Source organism: uncultured Pseudosulfitobacter sp., from assembly GCF_963976325.1.
GTDB lineage: Bacteria > Pseudomonadota > Alphaproteobacteria > Rhodobacterales > Rhodobacteraceae > Pseudosulfitobacter.
On sequence record NZ_CAXBJW010000007.1, the window covers coordinates 99,017 to 120,327 of the forward strand.

The 21,311-nt window shown below is 62.2% G+C and carries 19 protein-coding genes and 2 riboswitches; of the genes, 9 read left to right on the forward strand and 10 right to left on the reverse strand.

Features of this window, described 5'->3' with window-relative positions:
- Positions 1-37 precede the first annotated feature (37 nt).
- Positions 38-2,437 (reverse strand): mechanosensitive ion channel family protein, encoded by a 2,400-nt coding sequence (locus tag AAC077_RS15705; RefSeq protein WP_339771308.1) that lies wholly within the window; start codon positions 2,435-2,437, stop codon positions 38-40.
- A gap of 169 nt (positions 2,438-2,606) precedes the next feature.
- Here AAC077_RS15705 and AAC077_RS15710 point away from each other — a divergent pair, with 169 nt between their 5' ends.
- From AAC077_RS15710 to AAC077_RS15750, 9 genes are all read left to right on the forward strand, one after another.
- On the forward strand, positions 2,607-3,902 hold the full coding sequence (locus AAC077_RS15710; RefSeq protein ID WP_339771310.1) for a nucleotide sugar dehydrogenase: 1,296 nt from the start codon (positions 2,607-2,609) through the stop codon (positions 3,900-3,902).
- A gap of 23 nt (positions 3,903-3,925) precedes the next feature.
- Positions 3,926-5,161: a glycosyltransferase gene (locus AAC077_RS15715; RefSeq protein WP_339771313.1), complete on the forward strand. Its 1,236-nt coding sequence runs from the start codon at positions 3,926-3,928 to the stop codon at positions 5,159-5,161.
- On the forward strand, positions 5,158-6,402 hold the full coding sequence (locus tag AAC077_RS15720; protein ID WP_339771315.1) for a glycosyltransferase family 4 protein: 1,245 nt from the start codon (positions 5,158-5,160) through the stop codon (positions 6,400-6,402). Before AAC077_RS15715 ends, AAC077_RS15720 begins: the two co-directional genes overlap by 4 nt.
- The gene (locus AAC077_RS15725) at positions 6,399-7,463 is read left to right on the forward strand and encodes a glycosyltransferase family 4 protein (protein WP_339771318.1); all 1,065 of its coding nucleotides are present in this window, start codon (positions 6,399-6,401) and stop codon (positions 7,461-7,463) included. Before AAC077_RS15720 ends, AAC077_RS15725 begins: the two co-directional genes overlap by 4 nt.
- On the forward strand, positions 7,460-8,041 hold the full coding sequence (locus AAC077_RS15730) for a histidine phosphatase family protein (protein ID WP_339771321.1): 582 nt from the start codon (positions 7,460-7,462) through the stop codon (positions 8,039-8,041). The genes AAC077_RS15725 and AAC077_RS15730 overlap by 4 nt, the downstream gene beginning before the upstream one ends.
- A complete protein-coding gene (locus AAC077_RS15735) occupies positions 8,038-9,171 on the forward strand; it encodes a glycosyltransferase (RefSeq protein ID WP_339771324.1) in 1,134 nt (377 codons plus the stop codon). The genes AAC077_RS15730 and AAC077_RS15735 overlap by 4 nt, the downstream gene beginning before the upstream one ends.
- A complete protein-coding gene (locus AAC077_RS15740; RefSeq protein ID WP_339771327.1) occupies positions 9,161-9,886 on the forward strand; it encodes a polysaccharide deacetylase family protein in 726 nt (241 codons plus the stop codon). Before AAC077_RS15735 ends, AAC077_RS15740 begins: the two co-directional genes overlap by 11 nt.
- 60 nt (positions 9,887-9,946) lie before the next feature.
- Positions 9,947-10,501, forward strand: a complete 555-nt coding sequence (locus tag AAC077_RS15745; RefSeq protein ID WP_339771330.1) for a PA14 domain-containing protein — start codon at positions 9,947-9,949, stop codon at positions 10,499-10,501.
- A gap of 190 nt (positions 10,502-10,691) precedes the next feature.
- The gene (locus AAC077_RS15750) at positions 10,692-11,045 is read left to right on the forward strand and encodes a hypothetical protein (RefSeq protein WP_339771333.1); all 354 of its coding nucleotides are present in this window, start codon (positions 10,692-10,694) and stop codon (positions 11,043-11,045) included.
- A gap of 278 nt (positions 11,046-11,323) precedes the next feature.
- Here the strand turns inward: AAC077_RS15750 and AAC077_RS15755 are convergent, their stop codons facing one another.
- The 9 genes from AAC077_RS15755 to AAC077_RS15795 form a co-directional block, all read right to left on the reverse strand.
- A complete protein-coding gene (locus AAC077_RS15755; protein WP_339771336.1) occupies positions 11,324-12,169 on the reverse strand; it encodes a DUF2971 domain-containing protein in 846 nt (281 codons plus the stop codon).
- Positions 12,170-12,334: 165 nt separating this feature from the next.
- The gene (gene lepA / locus AAC077_RS15760; protein ID WP_339771339.1) at positions 12,335-14,131 is read right to left on the reverse strand and encodes a translation elongation factor 4; all 1,797 of its coding nucleotides are present in this window, start codon (positions 14,129-14,131) and stop codon (positions 12,335-12,337) included.
- 353 nt (positions 14,132-14,484) lie between these two features.
- Entirely contained in the window at positions 14,485-14,940 is a 456-nt protein-coding gene (locus AAC077_RS15765) for a HEPN domain-containing protein (RefSeq protein WP_339771341.1), read from the reverse strand.
- A 1-nt stretch (position 14,941) separates the two neighbouring features.
- Positions 14,942-15,937 (reverse strand): DUF262 domain-containing protein, encoded by a 996-nt coding sequence (locus AAC077_RS15770; RefSeq protein WP_339771344.1) that lies wholly within the window; start codon positions 15,935-15,937, stop codon positions 14,942-14,944.
- Positions 15,938-16,391: 454 nt separating this feature from the next.
- Entirely contained in the window at positions 16,392-17,153 is a 762-nt protein-coding gene (locus tag AAC077_RS15775) for an ABC transporter ATP-binding protein (RefSeq protein ID WP_339771348.1), read from the reverse strand.
- Positions 17,150-18,223, reverse strand: coding sequence for an iron ABC transporter permease (locus AAC077_RS15780; protein WP_339771351.1), 1,074 nt, complete (start codon positions 18,221-18,223; stop codon positions 17,150-17,152). Before AAC077_RS15780 ends, AAC077_RS15775 begins: the two co-directional genes overlap by 4 nt.
- Positions 18,220-19,230, reverse strand: a complete 1,011-nt coding sequence (locus AAC077_RS15785) for an ABC transporter substrate-binding protein (protein WP_339771354.1) — start codon at positions 19,228-19,230, stop codon at positions 18,220-18,222. The genes AAC077_RS15780 and AAC077_RS15785 overlap by 4 nt, the downstream gene beginning before the upstream one ends.
- A gap of 101 nt (positions 19,231-19,331) precedes the next feature.
- Positions 19,332-19,522, reverse strand: a riboswitch (cobalamin riboswitch).
- 37 nt (positions 19,523-19,559) lie between these two features.
- Positions 19,560-20,297 (reverse strand): precorrin-6A synthase (deacetylating), encoded by a 738-nt coding sequence (gene cobF / locus AAC077_RS15790; protein WP_339771357.1) that lies wholly within the window; start codon positions 20,295-20,297, stop codon positions 19,560-19,562.
- Between the two features lie 69 nt (positions 20,298-20,366).
- Complete coding sequence (locus AAC077_RS15795) at positions 20,367-21,044, reverse strand: energy-coupling factor ABC transporter permease (protein ID WP_339771360.1); 678 nt, start codon at positions 21,042-21,044, stop codon at positions 20,367-20,369.
- A 56-nt stretch (positions 21,045-21,100) separates the two neighbouring features.
- Positions 21,101-21,284: riboswitch (cobalamin riboswitch) on the reverse strand.
- Positions 21,285-21,311: the final 27 nt, after the last annotated feature.

Sequence of the window (21,311 nt, forward strand, 5' to 3'; positions counted from 1 at the left end):
AAATATCATGAACCCGCAGGCTGGCGCAAAGATCGGCCTATCTGTCGTCCCCTGTGTCTTGCTGTGCCGCGTCGTGCATGTCCTCGTCAATCGCGGCCTGTGCGGCGGCGGTCACCGCCTCGCGCTGGTCATCATCCAGATCCGACACCTTGCCATCGGCCAGCCGCACCGTCACCTCGCGGTGGGCAAAACGGATGCCTTCGCGTTCGAACAAGGCGCGGATTTCCTCGTAGACCTTCTTGCGCACCAGCCATTGATCGCCCGGCTTGGTCATGAACTTGACCCGGATGATCATGGCGCTGTCTTCCATCTGGATCACGCCCTGGGATTTCAGCGGCTGGATGAAATTCTCGCCGATGACCGGATCGTCCAACAGTTCGACCCCCAGCTTCTTGATCAGCTTGCGCACCTTTTCCACATCGGTGTCGTAGGTCACGCGCAGGGGCAGCTTCATGATCACCCAGTCGCGCGAATAGTTGGTGATGACCTGAATTTCGCCAAACGGCATGGTGTGCAGCGCCCCCAGGTGGTGGCGCAACTGGAACGACCGCACGCTGATCTTCTCGACCGTGCCCTTGACCCCGCCGACGTCGATATATTCGCCCTTGCGAAACGCATCGTCGAACAGGAAAAACGCGCCGGCAAAGACATCGCGCACCAGCGACTGGCTGCCAAAGCCGATGGCAACGCCGACAAAGCCCGCACCGGCAAACAGCGGGCCGACATTCACGCCGACCTCAAGCAGGATGATCAGGATGATCGTGACCACCACCACGATCAGCATCACGTTGCGAAACAGCGGCAACAGGGTGGCCAGACGGCTGGCGCTGCTGGCACCGCCGCCCTCGTCGCCCAGCTCGGCCTCGACCACGTCACCCTGTTCGTCGACGATCTTGCGGTCGATCCAGATGCGGAAGGCGTGGTAGATGATGTAGCCGATAAAGATGATCACCATGATGTCCAGCAGCGACCGGCCAAAAACGTTGCCCTCGACCATGTCGGTGGCACTGCCCCAGATCAGCAACAGCGCGTAGCTGCCTGCCACAAAGGCCAGAATACCCGCCACCCGCCGTGCAAGCTGTTCGTAGGTGAACATGATGTGGCGCGGTGCAAAGGCGGGTTCGGCGTCGTCGGTGTCCAATGGCGCGTCCGCTTCGGGCGCCGCTTCACCGTCGTCCTGCACCGTTTCGGGCTGGGCGTTCATGATCTCGATCTGGCGGGCGCGCTCGAAATAGTTTTCGATCAGGTAGTTGATGACACCGTAAACCACCAGAATGGTCAGCAGTACGCCATAAGCCCCCGCAATCAGCGGGATCGACGTGGGCATTTCCAGCACCAGGTCAAAGGCCAGCTCTAACCAGCCAAAGATGATGTAAACGATCATCACCGGCAGCCACCACACCGACACCAGGCGCAGTATCCAGGCGACTTCGATCTTGCTGCGGCCGTGGCGGATGGCGTTCGAGATCGCCCGGCGGTTCACCACCAGCAGCAGAATGTTGATCAACGCCATCGTCAGGCTGAGAATGCCAAAGACAATCGCATAGACGTTGTAATTCAGGCCAAAGTCTTCCAGCCAGGTGGCAAAGGTCACCACGCAGATGTCCAGCGACCCCACGTAGAACGCCCAGCGGTACAGCCGTATGGCATCGCGGTCGGAAAAGCGGGGGATGCGGTATTGCGTCAGGAACGGCGACAGCACCATGCGCCACACATCGCCCACCGTCCGGCACGCCAGAAACGCTGCGTTGATCGCCAGGATGGTGACTTGCAGTGATGTGTCTGTGACGGGATCAAAGAACAAAAGGCCCAAGAGATAGGCAACGGCGATCGCATACAACGAGCCGCCAACACCGACGAAAAACCGGAAGACCAGAAAGGGCATCTTTTCCCGGTAGCCCTGCGGGGTCTCCTTGATCCGTCCGGTGACGTAGCCCTTGAGAACATAGGGCCCAATCAAATGCCGCATGGTCTGGCTGCTGATGAACAGCAACAGCGCACTGATCAGCAGCACCTCGACGTAAGCCATGATGCGCCCGTCGGGGCTGGTGGCGCGCAGGATAAAGCGGACTTCGTTCAACGAATCCGGCAGCGCGTCCAGCCGCTCGCTCAGGGTCTCGCGGAATTTGGCGCCGCGCTTTTGCGCCTGCATCAGCGCCGACCCTTCGGGGCTGAGCGGCGCGCCATCCGGTGCAGCGGTGTCGGCTGTGCTGCTTGCGGGCTGGGTGATCAGGTTGCCTTGGGCGTCCACGACAATCACGCTTAACCCCGCCTCGCGCGCCTTGCGCAGGGTTTCGGCCAGCGCATCGTCCTGTGGCGCGGCCTCGGACGTGGTGTCCGACGTGGTGGTGGAAAACAGGCTTTGGGCAACGGCAAAGGGCGGTGCGGCCCCGACGATCATCAGAACGCACAGCCAAACGCAGAACACAAACCGCATCACGTCGCCTTTTCTTCATTTTGTTGACGATCACGCTAGCCGAGGCTGCATTTTATTGCAATTCGCATAGACAGGCCCCAAGTGTGGTCCTTGGCAATGTTTACGCCACAGATATTCAATGCGTCCGACCGGAAACGGCAGCCCGCAGACAAAGACCGAAGGACCCGCCATGACAGACGCCCCCCAGACCGGACCCGCGCAGACGGGACGTATCGCCATTCTTGGCCTTGGCTATGTCGGGCTGCCGCTGGCGCTGGCGCTGGCGCGCGCGGGCTTTGACGTGCTGGGGCTGGACACCGACCCCGACATGGTCGCGGCCCTCAGCGCCGGGCACGACCCCAATGGCGAGGTCGCCGATGCGTCGCTGGCGGACACCACGGCCCGGTTCAGCGCCGATGCCGCCGACCTGAAAGGTGCGCGCAATTTCATCATCGCGGTGCCGACCCCGATCACCGATGCGAAAACCCCCGACCTTGGTCCCGTGCTGGGCGCGTGCGCCACCATCGCGCCGCATCTGACCGATGGCGCGCTGGTCGTGCTGGAAAGCACCGTCTATCCCGGTGTGACCGAAGAGGTCTGTGGCCCCGCCCTGGCGGCGGGCAGCGGTCTGACCGTCGGCACGCAGATCAAGCTGGGCTATTCCCCCGAGCGTGTGAACCCCGGCGACGCCGAACATTCGATGGAAAACGTGGTCAAGATCATCGCCGCGCAGGACGCGGAAACGCTGGACCGTCTGGACGTGATCTATGGCCCCGTGGTCAAGGCGGGCCTGCACCGCGCGTCCTCTATCGCCACCGCCGAGGCCGCCAAGGTGATCGAGAACACCCAGCGCGACCTGAACATCGCACTGGTCAACGAATTCGCGCTGATCTTCAACCGGCTGGGTCTGGACACGCTTGAGGTGCTGGAAGCGGCCGGCACCAAGTGGAACTTTCTGCCCTTCCGTCCCGGTCTGGTGGGCGGGCACTGTATCGGGGTCGATCCCTATTACCTGACCTACAAGGCGCAGCAGGTCGGCTATCACCCCGAGGTGATCCTGGCCGGTCGGCGCATCAACGACCACATGGGCGCGCATGTGGCGCAAACGCTGATCAAGTCGATGCTGGGCCGTGGCCACCGCGTGCAGAGCGCGCGGGTGCTGATCATGGGCTATACGTTCAAGGAAAACTGCGCCGACACCCGCAACACCCGCGTGGCCGACATCGTGGCCGAGTTGCAGGACTATTCGGTGCAGGTGGACGTGCACGAACCCTGGGTAGACCCCGACGTGATGCGCGCGCGTCATGGCATCGAAACCGTCGCGGCCCCCGACCAAGGTGCCTATGATGCGGTCATTGTGGCCGTCGGACACCGCGAGTTTGTCGAATTGGGCGCGGAGGGCATCCGGGGCTTTGGCAAACCGGGCGCGTTGGTCTATGACATAAAAGGGGTGTTTGGCCGGACCGGAAGCGACTTGCGCCTGTAACTGCAAAAGATCAAAGGTGTCTCATGATGGCGCACGACACGACACTGCCTCCGGCAACAAACCGTTCCCCCGACCGCCCGCGGCGTATCGTTCTGTACAGCCACGACACATTCGGGCTGGGCCACCTGCGCCGGTCGCGCGCGCTGGCCGCGGCGCTGACACAGGCCAATCCTGACGCCTCGGCCATCATCCTGACCGGATCGCCGGTTGCGGGGCGCTTTACCTTTCCCGAACGGGTCGACCACATCCGCCTGCCCGGTGTGACCAAGCTGGCCGACGGGTCCTATGTCAGCCAGACGCTGGGGCTGGACATCGACGAGACCACGAACCTGCGCGCGGCGCTGATCCGGTCGGCGGTCGAGCAATACGACCCCGACCTGCTGATCGTCGACAAGGAACCCACCGGCTTTCGCGGCGAGCTGTTGCCGACGCTGGAGATGATCCGCAAGACCGGCCACACCCGCACCGTTCTGGGCCTGCGCGACGTGCTGGACGAACCCGAAGTGCTGGCCGCCGAATGGGACCGCAAGGGCGCGCTGGACGCGGCCGAGCGGTTTTACGACGAGGTGTGGGTCTACGGCGTCAAATCGGTCTATGACCCGACCGAAGGGCTGGCCCTGTCCGACGATCTGCGGTCGCGGATGTACTGGACCGGCTATCTGCGCCGCGACAGGGTCGAGTCGGACGAGGTGCCCGAAGATCCCTATGTGCTGATCACCCCCGGCGGCGGTGGCGACGGGGCCGCGATGGTCAACCTTGTGCTGGCCGCCTATGAACAGGACCCCACGCTGCAACCCCGCGCGATGCTGGTCTATGGCCCCTTCCTGTCCGGCGAAGTGCGCGAGGATTTCGAGGCGCGGGTGGACAAGCTGGACGGGCGCGTAACCGCCTTGGGCTTTGACAGCCGGATCGAGGCGCTGTTTGCCAAGGCCGACGGCGTGGTCTGCATGGGCGGCTATAACACCTTTTGCGAGGTGCTGTCCTTTGACAAACGCGCGGTGATCGTGCCGCGCACCGTGCCGCGACTGGAACAATGGATACGCGCCAGCCGTGCCGAAGAGCTGGGCCTGGTCCGTATGCTGGACGAACACCGCGACGGCATGACCACACAGGCGATGATCGACGCCATCCGCGCGCTGCCTGCACAGGGCAAGCCGTCGGATGCGGGGGCCGACGGGCTGCTGGACGGGCTGGACTGTGTCAACGCACGCGCCCATATCCTGATGGCCGCAGCACAGCGTCGGGCCGCCGCCGAATGACCCGAACGCCTGCCCGCCTTGCGGTGGTGGTCAAAGGCTGGCCGCGCCTGTCCGAGACGTTCATCGCGCAGGAGCTGGTGGCGCTTGAGGCCGCTGGCCTGCGCCTTGACATCTGGTCGCTGCGCCATCCCACCGACACCAAAACCCACCCGCTGCACGACCGCTTCACCGGACCGGTGCGCTATCTGCCCGAATACCTGCGCAATGAACCTGCCCGCGTGGCACGCGCCGTCCTGCACGCCCGCCGCCTGCCGGGATGGGGTGCCGCATGGGCCGCCTTCCGCGCCGATTACAAACGCGACCGCACCCGCAACCGCATCCGCCGCTTTGGTCAGGCCTGTGTCATGGCCCGCGAATTGCCCGCCGACACCGGCGCGCTGTATGCGCATTTCCTGCACACGCCTGCGTCGGTCACGCGCTATGCCGCCATCCTGCGCGGCCTGCCGTGGAGCTTTTCGGCCCATGCCAAGGACATCTGGACCTCGCCCGAATGGAACCTGCGGGACAAGCTGTCGCCTGCCACCCATGGCGCGGCCTTTGGCGCGACCTGCACCGCCTTTGGCGCGGATCACCTGAACAGCCTGTCGGCGGGCACCCCTGTCGATCTGGTCTATCACGGGCTGGATCTGAACCGCTTCCCCCCTGCCCCAGACCGCGCCCCGCGCGCACCCGATGCGCCGCTGCGGATGATGAGCGTCGGGCGGCTGGTCGAGAAAAAGGGATTTGACCGGCTGATCGCGGCGCTGGCCTTGCTGCCGGACGGGATGCAGTGGCATTGGACCCACATCGGCGGCGGTGACCTGAAGGACGTGATGCGCGCACAGGCCGAGGCCGCAGGCGTGGCCGACCGGATCACGTGGCGCGGCGCTTGCGACCAGCCCGAGGTGATCGCGGCCATGCGCGACGCCGACCTGTTCGTGCTGCCCAGCCGCGTGGCCGAAGACGGTGACCGCGACGGGCTGCCCAACGTGCTGATGGAGGCGGCCAGTCAAAAGCTGCCGATCCTGTCCACGCCGGTGTCGGCCATCCCCGAATTCATCACCGACGGCACCCACGGCATCCTAAGCGATGACGCCCCGCAGGCGCTGGCCGATGCGATGCTGCGCGTGGCCCGTGACCCCGCGCTGGGGCCGCAACTGGCCGGGGCGGCGCACGACCGGCTGCACGCCGAATTCACCATGCAACCCGGCATCGACCATCTGGCGCGCCGTCTGAACGCACTGTTGTCGGGGGCGGCGTGACCGTCGCCTTTTACGCCCCGCTCAAGGCGCCCGACCACCCGGTGCCCTCGGGCGACCGCGCGATGGCGCGCGCGCTGATCGCGGCGCTTGAGACGGGCGGATTTGCCACCCAGGTGGCCTCTGGCTTGCGGATCTATGACGGGCGCGGCGACGCCGCCTTGCAGGCCGATCTGGCGGCCAAGGCGCAGATGGAAGTGGACCGTCTGCTGGTTTCGGAGGACGCCGCAGGCTGGACGCACTGGCTGACCTATCACAACTATTACAAGGCCCCTGACCTGATCGGCCCCGCGGTCTGCCGCGTGCTTGGCATCCCTTATTTACAGGTCGAATCCACCCGCGCCCGCAAGCGGTTAACCGGCCCGTGGGCCAGCTTTGCCGCCGCCGCCGAAGCCGCCACAGATGCCGCCGACGCCGTGCTGTACCTGACCGCGCGCGACAGTCAGGCGCTGCACCGCGATGCCCCCGACGGCCAGCGGGTCATCCACCTGCACCCGTTTCTGGCGCGCGCCGATCTGCCCGCGCTGTCGGACCAAACCGGCCCGATGCTGTCGGTCGCCATGATGCGCCACGGCGACAAGCTGGCCAGTTACCGGTTGATCGCCGAGACGCTGCAACAGGTCACCGCCGACTGGCGACTGGACATCGTCGGCGACGGCCCTGCGCGCGACGATGTGGCGACGCTGATGGCCCCCTTTGGCGACCGTGTGCAGTTGCGCGGCATGCAGACCGGTGCAGCGCTGGACGCCTGTTACGCGCACGCGTCCCTGCTGCTGTGGCCCGGCGTGAACGAGGCCTTTGGCCTGACCTATCTGGAGGCGCAGGCGGCGGGCATTCCCGTCGTGGCCCAGGACCGCGACGGCGTGCGCGACGTGGTGGTGGGGGCGCATCCCGCGCCCGAGGATGGCCCCACAGCACTGGCCCGCGACATCGACGCCCTGCTGTCCGACCCCGCTGCCCGCGCCGCCGCAGGGGCCACCGCCCGCGCGCAGGTGGCGGCCCAGCACCTGCTGCCCGCTGCCGCCCGCACGTTGTCCCAAGCGTTACAGGACTGCGCCCGATGATCCGCCTTGCCCTTCTGCGCCACGGACACACCGCATGGAACCGCGCCCACCGCATTCAGGGGCGCACCGATATTCCACTGGACGATCAAGCGGTTGCGGGCTTGCGCGCACTGCGCCTGCCCGCCCCATGGGACAGCGCCGCGCTGTGGTCCAGCCCGCTGCAACGCGCCGCCCATACCGCCGAACTGGTCGCGGGACGGATGCCAAGGACCGATCCGGCGCTGATGGAAATGGACTGGGGCGATTGGGAGGGCCAGCATGGCAGCGACCTGCGCGCCGATCCGGCCAGTGGCTTTCGCGACATCGAAGACTGGGGCTGGGACTATGCCCCGCCGGGCGGTGAAAGCCCCGCCAGCCTGCGCGCGCGGCTGGTGCCGTGGGCCAATGCGCTGACCCGTGACAGCGTGGCGGTCTGCCATATCGGCGTGATGCGGGTGCTGTTGGCCCATGCAACAGGCTGGGGGTTTGACGGCCCTGCCCCCTTTGCCGTGAAACGCAACCGGTTGTTTGTGATCAATATTTCCGATGGCGGATGGTCATTCGACGGCACGCCCGTCCGGCTGGAGGCACGCCCATGAAGGTGATGATCGTCGTTACGCATCTGCTGGGCACCGGCCACCTGACCCGTGCCCTGACGCTGGGCCGTGCCTTTGCCGCGGCGGGCGATCAGGTGGTGCTGGTCAGCGGTGGCGCGCCGGTGGGGCATCTGGATTTTGACGGGGTAGATCTGGTGCAATTGCCGCCGCTGACATCCGATGGCGTGGACTTTAGCCGGTTGCTGACGGCGGAGGGTGCGGTCGCTGATGCGGTTTATCTGGACGCCCGGCAAGGCGCGTTGACAGATGCCTTTGCCCGCGCGCGGCCTGACCTGCTGATCACCGAGCTGTTCCCCTTTGGCCGCCGTATTTTGCGCGCCGAATTCACGGCTCTTCTGGACGCCGCCAAAGCCGCCACCGTGCCGGTGCTGTCGTCGGTGCGCGACATCCTTGCGCCACCGTCGAAACCGGCCAAGGCGGCGCTGGCCGATGATCTGGTGGCGGCCTATTACAGCGGCGTTCTGGTGCATTCGGTCGCGGAAATCGCCGCGCTGGAGCTAAGCTGGCCTGTCTCGGACCGCTTGAAAAAACGCTTGTATTACACGGGGTTCGTCGCCCCTGCGGCACCAGAGGCGCACCCCGATGGGATCGGTGCAGGCGAGGTTCTGGTCAGCGCGGGCGGTGGCAGCGTTGGCGACCATTTGTTCGACGCGGCCCTGGGTGCGGCGGCACTGGACAAAGGCCGAAACTGGCGGTTTCTGGTCGGTGGCAGCACCGCCCGCGTCGCCGATCTGCGCGCCCGCGCCCCTGCAAATTGCACCGTTGACGCAGCCCGCCCCGACTTTCGCCAGATGCTGCGCGCGGCGGCGGTTTCGGTGTCGATGTGCGGCTATAATACCGCGCTGGACGTGCTGCAAACCGGCGTGCGGGCGGTGTTTGTGCCCTTTGACGCGGGCGACGAGGTCGAGCAGGGATTGCGGGCCGATGCGCTGGCGGAACAGGCCGGAATCGCGGTGCTGCGGGCGGGGGATTTGACCGCCGAAAGCCTGCTGGATAGGGTGCGCAACGTCGCGGACGCAGCGCCCCGTGCGCCGCTGGTTGCGGGCGTGGACGGGGCTGCGGAGACGGTGCGGATTGCGCGGCGGATTGTGGAGGATCACCATGCAGGTTGACTGGACACCGTTGCGCGCCGCTTTGCGTGCCGCTGGGCGGCCTGTGCGGTTCTGGTGGCGCGATGATGATGCCATTGCCCCGACCCCTGCGCTGGAGCGGTTGGAGGGGCTGGCCCGCGCGGCGCGGATGCCTGTGCACATCGCGGTGATCCCCGCCAATGCGACGCCGGAATTGGCTGCAATTACAACGGGTTCCGACACGCTGGTCCCCGTCGTGCACGGCTGGGCCCATGCCGACACATCGGCCCCGGACGGCAAGAAATCCGAGTTTCAGCGGGACCGTCCCGAGGCCGAAAACGAGACCGCGCGGGGGTTGGCGCGGATGCGGGATCTGTTCGGGCCATCGCTGGTGCCGATGTTCGTGCCGCCGTGGAACCGGATCAGCGACGCGCTGGTGGCAAAGCTGGCGGCGCAGGGGTATCGGGGGCTGTCAACATTCGGCACGCGCGGGGCGGAGACAGCCCACGGGTTGCGCGTGATCAACACTCATGTGGACCCGATTTTCTGGCGTGGAAACAGAGGCTTGGCCGACACGGGGTGGATCATCGACAGCGCCGTGGCGCACCTGAGATCGGGCAGTTCCGAACCACTGGGGCTGTTGACGCACCATCTGGTGCATACCCCTGACATCTGGGATTTTTCCGCCCGTTTCATCGCAGAGTTGCAGGACGGTGGGGCCGTTCCCTATGACCTTGGGGCCGCTTTGAAGAATTGATTTGCGCCGCCCTGACAACGGCGTAAGCTGGGCCAAACCGCCCCCTTTCAGGAGCCTGACATGAAGCTTTTTTACACTGCGATTACAATGGCTTGCATGGCCGCACCGCTGTGGTCCGCGCCGCTGGAACTGACCCCTGCGGACCCGCAGCCGACGGGGTTGAACGACGGGCTGGCGGTGCGCTATGCCTATCCGCCCGACGTGAAAACGCTGGCCCAGGCCGAGGCGCTTTTGGATGGGGCCACACCCGGCGCGCCGCTGGCCGGGCTGGATTACCGCGACACCGAAGACGGCGATATGACCCTGACCTCGACCAGCGCGCACCATGTTGTGGCGGGCATTTCGGGCTATGTCCGATTTGACGAAAGCGGCACCTATGTCATTGATTTTCTTAGCAATGACGGGCTGAAAGCCAGCATCGGCGGGCAAGAGGTCGTGTTCTTTGACGGGCGTCACCCCTGCGAGGAATCCGAAGCCGTCGAGGTGACCGTGCCGCAGGCCGGCTGGTACGCGCTGGAGGCGGTTTATTTCCAGCGCACGGGGTCGGCGTGCCTGCACATGCGGGCGGGTCAGGATGCGCCCGACTGGATGGACAACGCCGCCTTTGGCCACTGATCTAACAGGGCGCACGGCGGGTTAACGGGACGCTGGGCGGCGTGCTGTAGGGTGGAATGCGTACATATTCCGCCCCGTCCGGTACAAGACGACGACGGCCAGAACGGCGATTTCGGGCCGGTTTGGCCGATGTCGTACATATTCGGGGCAGATGCGTACAAAACGCAACAGACCCGCGAGGTGCGACATTATGCTACCGGCCATTCACCAGGTTTCTTTTTCAGATTTCCGCGCAAACAGCGGCCCGCTGCTGCGGTTCGTGACCCGCGAGAACGGCAACCTGTGGCTGACACGGTATCGCCGCCCGGTCTGCGCCGTGATCTCGATGCGCGATGCGCATGTGCTGGGATCGGTGCAGGGGCGCAACGTGAACGAGATACTGCACGAGTTGCAGGTGACGGCGAACCGCAAGGTCGCGGCGGCGCGGCTGGACAAGGCATTTGACCGGCTGGAGGTGGCGCCCGAGGCGTGGCCGCTGCCGATCATGGAAGAGGCGTACGGGCGGGCGAACCGGTTTGATGAGAAGTGGCCGCGGGAGGGGTGAGCGGCGGTGACTTATCAGGATCGTCGCGCCCGGACCGAGGGGGTTGGCACCGGTCCCCGCGCAGCGGGGCAATGGGTCCGGTGGATCAATTGAGGGGACGACGGGCGGAGCCCAGAGGGCGTGGGTTTGGGTGGTGCGTTTTCAGTATCGTCGCGCCCGGACCGAGGGGCTGGTGCGAAGCGCCCGCGTCACGCCGCAGGCGTGCCTTCGGCACGACGGGGGCGGTTCGGGCGCTGCCAAACCCCTTTGGGGTTTGGCATTTGGGAGAGCGGTAGCCTTCACTCAAAGCACATAGAGTAAGAAACTGGATCAATCCGCGCGCGACAAATATCAATTTCAGGAAGCGTTTTTCTTAGAAACTCAACATTTCTTTCGGGCATATTAATTCCGACAATAATCTGGATTGGCACCATATTTTCATAGTAATAATAACCTCCCCCGTTGGATGCTGATTCAATCAAACGCCATTCCTCCTCGCTACTCCAGATTTCAGCTTTGCTTAAATAAAACGCATCGAGTAGCGGATCTTCATGCACCTCGTCACCTTGAAGACTATCAAGTCTCCATAGAAGAATATCTATAGATGAGAAAATTGGTCGGTCAGAGACATAGTTTACCTTAATAGGTGCCGCCGATGTCTTGGAACCGCCGCGAGGACTAAGTACTTTATACTTTACCACAAAACCTTTGTGACCCTCAGCGTAGTGGCTCCACATCAAAATTGAATCATGAACCTCCGAGAGACATGATACTCTAAGATCATTTTTTCTATAAACCGATAATAAATCATTCAGAAGCGGCGACTCAAATATGGCTGACTTTGTAGGGGTTTCATATCGCTTTCTTAATTCCTGAAGGCGTTTAGGGTCATACTCTCCTGATGCTTTCGCATGATCCATTCTAATTTTTCGGAATTTTTCAAATCCAAAACGCCTTATTTCACGGGTAAGATCGCGAATCGAACTCTTTTGAATTGCTGGATTGCAGTCAAATGGATCATTTAAAAACTTCGCGGGCGTGAGAAATATTCCATTATTTCGCAACTGACGAACTTCTTCTTCAAAAAAATCAGAACCGCTTGGACGGTATCGGTACAGATTTTTCGGAGGCATTATTTGCTTCATGACGCAGGTTTATAGACGGATTCAAAAAATTTTCCTACAGCAAAGAAAATTCTAGTCCAACGTCTTTTCGCCTTGGATTACCGCCTAGCCCCACCACACAACCGTGTGGGGCCGCGCCCCGCTGCGCGGGACTCTCACCCCACCGTCGCCAAAAATGAACAGCTTTTAGCTGTCCATTTTTAGCGCTGAGATGAAAGCTTCCTGTGGAATATCCACCTTACCAAACTGGCGCATCTTCTTTTTCCCCGCCTTCTGCTTGTCCAGCAGCTTGCGTTTGCGCGTGGCGTCGCCGCCGTAGCATTTGGCCGTCACGTCCTTGCGCATGGCCGACAGGGTCTCGCGGGCGATGACCTTGCCGCCGATGGCCGCCTGAATCGGGATCTTGAACATGTGGCGCGGGATCAGGTCCTTGAGCTTTTCGACCATGGCGCGGCCACGGGTTTCGGCGCGGTCGCGGTGGACCATCATCGACAGGGCGTCGACGGGTTCGTCGTTGACCAGCACCGACATTTTCACAAGGTTATCGGTTTGGTAACCTGTCATCTGGTAGTCAAAGGACGCATACCCTTTGGTCACCGATTTCAAGCGATCGTAGAAGTCGAAGACCACCTCGTTCAGCGGCAGGTCATAGACGACCATGGCGCGGCTGCCCGCATAGGTCAGGTCCATCTGCACGCCGCGGCGGTCCTGGCACAGTTTCAGCACGTCCCCGAGGTAGTCGTCGGGGACAAGGATGGTCGCCTTGATCCGCGGCTCTTCCAGGTGGTCGACCACGCTGAGGTCGGGCATGTCGGCGGGGTTGTGCAGTTCCTGCATCGACCCGTCGCGCATATAGACGTGATAGACGACCGAGGGGGCCGTGGTGATCAGTTCGATGTCATATTCGCGCTCGATCCGGTCGCGGATGACCTCGAGGTGCAACAGGCCCAGGAAGCCGCAGCGGAAGCCAAAGCCGAGGGCGGCGGAGGTTTCCATTTCGAAGCTGAACGAGGCGTCGTTCAGGGCCAGCTTGTCGATCGCGTCGCGCAGGTCCTCGAATTCCGAGGAGTCGACGGGGAACAGGCCGCAGAAGACAACCGGCTGCGCGGGTTTGAAGCCGGGCAGCGGGGTGACGGTTTTCTTGTCGTGGGTCACGGTGTCCCCGACGCGGGTGTCGCGGACCTGTTTGATGGATGCGGTCAGAAAGCCGATCTCGCCGGGGCCGAGGCTGTCGATGACCTGCATCTGCGGGCGGAACACGCCGATGCGGTCGACGTGGTGCACGGTGCCGTTGGACACGAATTTGACGCGGTCGCCCTTTTTCAGGCGGCCGTCGATGATGCGGACCAGGACGATGACGCCAAGGTAGCTGTCGTACCAGCTGTCGACCAGCATCGCCTTGAGGTCGGCGTCTTCGGTGCCCTTGGGCGCGGGCAGATGGTGCACGATCGCCTCGAGGGTTTCGTGGATGCCGATGCCGGTCTTGGCCGACACACGGATGGCGCCGGAGGCGTCGATGCCGATCACGTCCTCGATCTGTTCGGCCACGCGGTCGCAGTCGGCGGCGGGCAGGTCGATCTTGTTCAGGATCGGCACGATTTCGTGGTCGGCGTCGATGGCCTGATAGACGTTGGCGAGGGTCTGCGCCTCGACCCCTTGGGTGGAGTCGACGACCAGCAACGAGCCTTCGACCGCGCGCATGGAGCGGGAGACCTCGTAGGCGAAATCGACGTGGCCGGGGGTGTCGATCAGGTTCAGCACGTAAGCCTCGCCGTTGTCGGCGACATAGTCGATGCGCACGGTGTTGGCCTTGATGGTGATGCCGCGTTCGCGTTCGATGTCCATGGCATCAAGCATCTGCGCCTTCATGTCCCGGTCGGCAACCGTATTGGTCGACTGGATCAGACGGTCTGCGAGCGTGGATTTCCCGTGGTCGATGTGCGCGACGATGGAAAAATTGCGGATATGTGAAAGCGGTGTCATGGGCTGGATATGTAGGGGAATTGGGGCTTGGTCAAGTGAGCATGGAGGGGGCGGTGGATTGTTGTGCGGGGTGGGTTTTGGCGGACACGGGGGATGGGGTGGTTTTGGGGGGAGGGGTGGGTGGTTTTTGGGCTGGAGGGGACGTTCGAGCAAAGGGCCGCGGAGGTCAGCTTCCAGCCTGAAGCGGACACGATCCGCACTTCCGTTCAGCCTTCAATACTTCAACAGGTCGGCCGGAAACCGGACATTCGCTGTAGGTGCTCGGCATTCACCCCATAAATGCGAAAACTGAAATACACAGTCTCCGAAAGTCTCGGTCATAGCTCACTTGTTTTGGGTGAACTATAATCACCTCAGGATAATATTGCATCGTTGACCTTACTAACAAAAACCTTGGCACCCTGATAATAAGTCTTGACCGTGTTCAGACCAGTTCCATTTTCTCGCCCGTGGGCAAGTTGATCTCTTAATGTCTTTAAACTGTCGACCGCCTCCAGCGCTTCGGCAGGACAGGAAAGCTGAACCGACGGCCACCACGTGACATCAAAATTGTCCAAGACCACTTTGATTTTCTCGCAATTGAGCGAGTTGTTTCGCTCTACTGTCTTCTCTACGAACCGTCCTATTCTTTGGTTTCCATTCAACCGTCCATATTCAGATAGAATTTGTATCACAGAATACTCTATCATTCCCGCTGACCGAATAGCCAATTGGTTGGCAAATACACTGAGTATTCGCATTTCCACTTCGGGCGCAGCAGAATCTAACATCGCGATGAGGTTTTCGGTCCGCTGCTGATATTGAAACACGCTATGCGGGAGCATCCAAAAACTCTAATGCTTTGTCGATCCGGCCTATTACGTTCCCAACGTCCGACGTGGAGTCACTGGTCATCCTGATGAAATCGGCGTCCTTGAGCAATTTCTCATAGGCTCGAGAAATTTCAGGTGTGGTCACGTGTGGTCGCTCCGCAACCGCCACCATCACAGCGTCGAAAACAGCTACGTTCAAGGCGTTTTTTGGGCGAAATGCTCTCACGCCTAGGGATTTGACTACTCTCTGGATTGTAGACGAAAAAACTCCGGTATGGCTGCTTGCCGCACTTGCTGAAATATCACGGTGATCTCGCATGTAATCGTTGAGAAATTTTTTCATTGGCTTCTCGTAAGTTTTTCGCTCGTTGAGCAGTGCAAAAAATCTTAGGATGAGTTCTTGATCTTTAGCCCGGCGATGCGGCGCACCAAAAAAATCTCTCCAAGCTGCATTCTCATTCAAGATACCTAGGAGCTTTTGGAACTCACCATGATAGACTGCAGCTCGCATTTCTTGAGGCTGCAAGGGCGTTCCATTGGAATTAAGACGATCAAAAATCTGGAAAACCGAACTGTTATTGTCGTTCGGTGCGGTTTGTTGAATTATCATCGCATGGATCACTGCGTCCTCAAAACGGCGATGATCTTCCGGCTCCAAGTCATCAATTGTTTTGCCCTCAAATCTTGATTTTACATCCTTCAATGAGAAGACCTTATTGTTATGTCTAAATCTCCCGGTCATAAAGGAATGTAACGTCGTAAGCCTCTGAAGACCATCTACAATTAAGTGTTTTTGAGTCGACTCTTCCCGGTAAAGAAAGACGCTTGGAATCGGTAGTCCAAGTAAGATCGATTCAACAAATTTGGAAGCCTGAGGGACCGTCCAAACAAAATTCCGCTGAAATTCTGGTCGAAAAATGTCTCCACGCCCGAAACGCTTAACCAGACCGTCTACTGTGAAATCTGCTCCAAATGTTGTGATTTGATAGATCACATCCTCATCCGGAATTGCCTCGTCGGCGTCGTCGTGAATTATTCGATCAGAAACCAACTCAAAATACCTCCACATTTCCTGCTGTGACTATGCAGGTTTATTTGGTTACCAGCAAGATCACATGAGGGAGCTATAAAGCCCATCGCATGCTGCGCCCTGCATCAATGGCCGCAATGATGAGCAGCGCTGCAGCATAGTGAACTGGTGGCCAATGTCTGCTATTGGGCTGAGAAGGTTAGCAAGCCGATTTCGGCGGCGTGGACTTTGCAAAGTCCGCTATCTGCGCACTGCTGCCCTTCGTCCTAGGCGCAGCATACGACCCCTCCCCGCCCTCCCCCCCACACAGGGCCGCGCCCTGCCCGTCTCTCAACGGCTGAGCATTCTTCCGTCATGTGCCCCGGCCTATAACGCAAACGAAAACCGCGACGAAACAGACGGTCAAACGCCCCTCCCCCTAAATCGCGTGCGAAAAATGGAGGCGTGAGGCGCCGTCCGGGGTCTTGTGGCGCATCGCGGCGACGCCGAAGACCTCTGCCAGGAGGGTTTCGCCAAGCACATCCTGGGGCCGGCCCATTGCCACCAGCTTGCCTGCGCTGAGCACTCCGATCCGGTCGCAGGCCGCGGCCTGGTTGAGGTCATGCAGTGCTATGATGCGCGTGATGGGCAGGGCCGTGATCAGCGCCATAAGCGAGAGCTGGTGGCGGATGTCGAGGTGGTTCGTGGGCTCGTCGAGCAGCAACAGGTCCGGCGTTTGGGCCAGCGCGCGGGCGATGTGGATGCGCTGGCGCTCGCCGCCCGAGAGGGTGTGCCACAGACGGTCGGCGAAGGCGGTCATTTCCACGGCGTCCAGAGCCGCCTCGACGGCCGCGTCGTCTGTGCTGTTCCATCCGCGCAGCGGGGACAGATAGGGCGTTCGGCCCAGGTTCACCGCGTCGCGGACGCTCAGGCGGTCGGTGGTGTCGGCCTGTTGTTCGACAAAGGCGATGCGCCGAGCGCGCAGGCGGGCGGGCATACGGGTCAGGTCCGCGCCGTCTGCCAGCACGCAGCCTGCCGAGGGCCGCCGCAGTCCGGCAAAGCAGCGCATCAGGGTGGATTTGCCCGAGCCGTTGGGACCGATGAGGCCGATCAGTTCGCCGCGTTCGACGCGGATCGAGATATTCCTGAGCAGGGATGTGCGGTGAACGTTGGCCGACAGATGGCGCGCTTCTATCTTCATCGCCGCGCCCCCCGCACGAGGATCAGCGCAAAGGCCGGCGCGCCGACCAGTGCCGTGACGACGCCGATGGGCAGGACCTGTCCGGGCACAAGCGTGCGGCTGATCACGTCGGCTGCGACAAGGAACACCGCGCCGCCAAGCGCGGAGGCCGGCACCAGCCGGTCGTGGCGCGTGCCGACAAGAAAGCGCATGGCGTGGGGCACGACGAGGCCGACAAAGCCGATCGCCCCCACTTTGGAGACAAGCACGCCCACCATGATGGCGGTGGCGGTGATCAGGCTGCCGCGCAGGGCCGGAACGTTGACCCCTAGGGACGCGGCGGCGTCCGCTCCGAATGTGAAGGCGTCGAGCCCGCGCCGGTGCCACAGACATAATGCGGCCCCCGCGACGGAAACGGCGATGCAGGCGCTGACGTCCTCCCAGCGGATGCCCGAGAGATTGCCCATGAGCCAGAACATAAGGCCGCGTGCCTGTTCGGCATTGGCAGAGCGGGCGATGGTGAAGGCGGTGAGCGCATTGAACATCTGCGACCCGGCGATCCCCGCAAGGATGATCGCGGCGGAGGTCTGGGTCGTGCGCCCGCCGCCTGCGCTGCCGTTGACCGCATGTGCGAGCAGCACGACGCAGCCAAAGGCAACAAGCGCCCCGCACAACGCGCCAAGCGACATGGAAAGCGCCCCGCCCCCGACACCGGCGACGGTCACCAGCACCGCCCCTGTCGATGCGCCGGCCGACAGGCCCATCAGGTAGGGGTCGGCCAGCGGATTGCGCAGGAGAGCCTGAAGAACGACGCCCGTCAGGGCCAGACCCGCCCCGCAGCAGGCCGCCACGATGGCCCGCGGCAGCCGATAGCTCCAGACGATGCCGGCCTCGATGCCATCCACGGGATAGTCCGCGGCCCACAGATGGTTGGCCAGCGTCTGCATGACAACGGTGAGGGGCAGAGGGGTTTCGCCGATGGCGGTCCCTGCGAGGATGGTCGCTGCGAGCAGGAGTGGTGCAAGCAGGAGTGGCGCGCGCCAAAGTCCGCGCCCCGTTGGCACGCGCGCAGCCCCGACAGATGCGGTCATTCGAAGGACATCTGCGAGAGGGCTTTGGAAAGCGTTTTCAGGCCGTAGATCGACCGCATCGTCGCGCTCATGGCGTGGGCGTCCATCTGCACGATCCGCCCCTTTTTCACCGCTGTCATCTGGCGTGTGACGGGATCGGTGCGCAGGAACGCGAGCTTTTGGGCGGCGTCGTCGGCGGGAAAGCGGCGGCGGTCCATGTAGGCGATGACGATCACGTCGGGATCGGCGCGGGCGATGCTTTCCCATCCTACGGTCGGCCATTCCTCGTCGGACTGGATGACATTTTCGATGCCGAGTTTCGCCATCATGTACCCCGGTGCGCCGAGGCGACCGGCGACGTAGGGGTCGGTTTGCAGATCTGCGGAAGAGAACCAGAACACAGCCGACAGGTCGTCGGGCAGGTCAAGCTGTGCGGCACGGGCTATGGCCGCCGCTTCGGTCGCCTGAAGGTCCGAGACCAGTGTTTCGCCCTGCGCAGGCACGTCGAAGATTTGGGCCAGTTCCCGGATGCCCTTGTAGACCGCCGCTGTTTCGAAGGCGCCGGTGCGGGTCCCGTCGCCGCCGGTGGAATTGTCCTTGGTGTCACAATCTGCGGGCAGGATGTATGTCGGAACGCCGATGTCGTGGAACATGTCGCGTGTGCCCACGCTGCCGTTCTGACCGACGTGCCATTCATATTGCACGGCGACCAGCCCCGGTTTTTTCGTCACGACGCTTTCGAAGCTGGGGTCGTTGTCGGCCAGCCTTTCGATGCCCTCGTTGATGGTCTTGAACTGGGGCAGAACAGGGTTGAACCAGACCGAAGTGCCCGAGACCTTTGGCGCGAGGCCGAGGGAATAGAGGATTTCCGTCGCGGATTGACCGATTGTCACGGCGCTGTCCGGTGCGGCGTCGAAGGACACGTCGACCCCGCAATTCGTCAATGTCAGGGGGTAATTCGTTTGCTGCGCATTTGCCGTTGTCGCAGCGCCGGCCAGAATAGCGGCCGTCATCAAGGTCTTTTTCATCCGATCCGTCCCGTCAGATTGGACCATCAGGGAAGAGACGTGAAACGGATTGCGGCCGAGCGGCAACGTAATGTTTCCCGCCCCGGCACACCCCGTCCGGTCGAAGTTACATGTGTGTCGGCAGGTCTCCTGACTGACGGGTCACGGCACCTCTCACCTTCCCGGAGATCACTCCAGTGGCATATCGAGAGGCGCTTACCGCCTACAGTTGCGGGGGCAGTTCCGTTTACCGGCAAAGCCGGAACGGATTCCCTTTGAATTCCCGAAGGAAACCGACGCTGCGATGTCTGGCATGGATGCGGGGGTAAAGCAAGATGGGCCAGGCCCCATTAGTCCTTTCGCAGAAGGTAGATGTCCATGATCCACCCGTGCTGTTGTCTTGCCACCTCGCGGGTGGCAATGATCCGCTTTGTGACATCCTGCACGCGCCCGTGGTCGAGGATCTGTTCTGGCATCCCCAGAAACGCACCCCACCAGATCGTCAGCCCATCGGTCGGCAAATGCTGAAAGCTGCACGCACCGTCCAGCATCACGACAACCGTTTCGGCGCCATCGGGCCATCCCGCGTCGCGCAGGCGGCGGCCTGTCGTGATCACCACCGCACCGTTGATCGTGTTCAGAGGCAGCATGTGCGCTGCGGTCAAAGCCTGAATGGCGCTGATTCCGGGCACCACGCGCACGGACGGCTGCGGCACCAGACGCGCGGCGATCCGGATTGTGCTGTCGTACAGGGACGGATCGCCCCACACCAGCACGGCAACCGGGCCGGACACTGTCGCATCTGCCAGCGCCGCCTGCCAGCGCCGCGCGATTTCATCGTGCCACGCGTCGACACGATCAAGATAGGGCTGCGCGGGGTCACGCACCGGATAGTCAAAGCTGATCACCTGAGCCGTCGTGCCGCTGGCCGCGATCATGCGATGGCGAATGTCCGCAAGATCGCTCTTGTCCTCGCCCTTGTGCGGCACCAGGATCACCGCCGCCTCTTTCAGCGCCTGCGCGCCTTCCGCCGTGAGATGGCCCGGGCTGCCCGTCCCGATGCCGATCAGCCATAGATCTTGAAGCATGATGTTATACCATTAAAAAAAAAATTCCGGACCCGCGAAGGGCCCGGAATAACGTTGGGGGTTTGTCGATCAGGCGGCGTTATAGAGCCGCGCCGTGAAGAGACCGCGCAGGCTGCTTTGGCGCAGCGTCTTTGCTGCGGCCAGCACGGCCAGATCAACAAGCGGTTCGATCAGAACGACCAACATGTAAGCCGCACCGAACGTCCAGACCGCGCCAAGGTTCTCCGCGCCCGCGCCCTGGCCATAGATCGCCCAGAACGCGACCCATGCGACAACGCCGCCCTGATAGACGCCCGACATTTTCAACACGTGTGAATACGACAGATCGACATAGGCGCGGCCTTGGGGGACCACGCGTTTTGCCAGCGCGTCAATTGCGAACAGAGGGACCAGCAGAGTGGTCACATTGACAAAGTACATCGGCAGATCGGTCGGCGCAAAGAACATGCCCTGCACGAGCAGACCAAGCGCCAGACCAATCGCGGAAGGTGCGGCGCCCAGCAACAAGAACAGTGTCGTGCCAAGGATCAGGTGAACCTCGGACACGCCGACCGCGAAATGGGGCAACACTTCGAAAAACACAAACACGCCGACAGTGGCAAGCACCGTGCGCGCGGCAAAGGTGATGATGTCGCTTTTGGCCAGATCGGCGGCCACCAGTTTGACGGAATAGCCGGTTGCAGCCGCGGCCGTACCATAGGCGAAAACCATTTTGGCGCCATCTACGACGCCGGGTTCGATATGCATTAAGATCGTCCTTATAAGAACCGCCCCTCCGGCGGTGATGGATATGTAAAAAGGCCAAGGCCTTTGGGTTTTACGGCAGGTCTCCTGACTTGCGGGTCGCGGCGCTTGGGACCTTCCCAGCCGGTTGGCCAGTGGTATTTCCCTTGCGCTCACCGCTTACAGTTGCGGGGGCAGTCCAAGCATTTCACCTGGTTCCCTTTTAAGGCACTTTTACGTGCCACCGTGGGGAAAGACTAAGTCAGTTATTTGCATACGGCAACGATCATT

Excerpts from the sequence above, each read along its gene's own strand:
- AAC077_RS15705 (WP_339771308.1), bottom strand. The coding sequence starts at position 2,437 with ATGCGGTTTGTGTTCTGCGTTTGGCTGTGCGTTCTGATGATCGTCGGG.
- AAC077_RS15710 (WP_339771310.1), top strand. The coding sequence starts at position 2,607 with ATGACAGACGCCCCCCAGACCGGACCCGCGCAGACGGGACGTATCGCC.
- AAC077_RS15715 (WP_339771313.1), top strand. The coding sequence starts at position 3,926 with ATGATGGCGCACGACACGACACTGCCTCCGGCAACAAACCGTTCCCCC.
- AAC077_RS15720 (WP_339771315.1), top strand. The coding sequence starts at position 5,158 with ATGACCCGAACGCCTGCCCGCCTTGCGGTGGTGGTCAAAGGCTGGCCG.
- AAC077_RS15730 (WP_339771321.1), top strand. The coding sequence starts at position 7,460 with ATGATCCGCCTTGCCCTTCTGCGCCACGGACACACCGCATGGAACCGC.
- AAC077_RS15735 (WP_339771324.1), top strand. The coding sequence starts at position 8,038 with ATGAAGGTGATGATCGTCGTTACGCATCTGCTGGGCACCGGCCACCTG.
- AAC077_RS15740 (WP_339771327.1), top strand. The coding sequence starts at position 9,161 with ATGCAGGTTGACTGGACACCGTTGCGCGCCGCTTTGCGTGCCGCTGGG.
- AAC077_RS15745 (WP_339771330.1), top strand. The coding sequence starts at position 9,947 with ATGAAGCTTTTTTACACTGCGATTACAATGGCTTGCATGGCCGCACCG.
- AAC077_RS15750 (WP_339771333.1), top strand. The coding sequence starts at position 10,692 with ATGCTACCGGCCATTCACCAGGTTTCTTTTTCAGATTTCCGCGCAAAC.
- AAC077_RS15755 (WP_339771336.1), bottom strand. The coding sequence starts at position 12,169 with ATGAAGCAAATAATGCCTCCGAAAAATCTGTACCGATACCGTCCAAGC.
- lepA (WP_339771339.1), bottom strand. The coding sequence starts at position 14,131 with ATGACACCGCTTTCACATATCCGCAATTTTTCCATCGTCGCGCACATC.
- AAC077_RS15775 (WP_339771348.1), bottom strand. The coding sequence starts at position 17,153 with ATGAAGATAGAAGCGCGCCATCTGTCGGCCAACGTTCACCGCACATCC.
- AAC077_RS15780 (WP_339771351.1), bottom strand. The coding sequence starts at position 18,223 with ATGACCGCATCTGTCGGGGCTGCGCGCGTGCCAACGGGGCGCGGACTT.
- AAC077_RS15785 (WP_339771354.1), bottom strand. The coding sequence starts at position 19,230 with ATGAAAAAGACCTTGATGACGGCCGCTATTCTGGCCGGCGCTGCGACA.
- cobF (WP_339771357.1), bottom strand. The coding sequence starts at position 20,297 with ATGCTTCAAGATCTATGGCTGATCGGCATCGGGACGGGCAGCCCGGGC.
- AAC077_RS15795 (WP_339771360.1), bottom strand. The coding sequence starts at position 21,044 with ATGCATATCGAACCCGGCGTCGTAGATGGCGCCAAAATGGTTTTCGCC.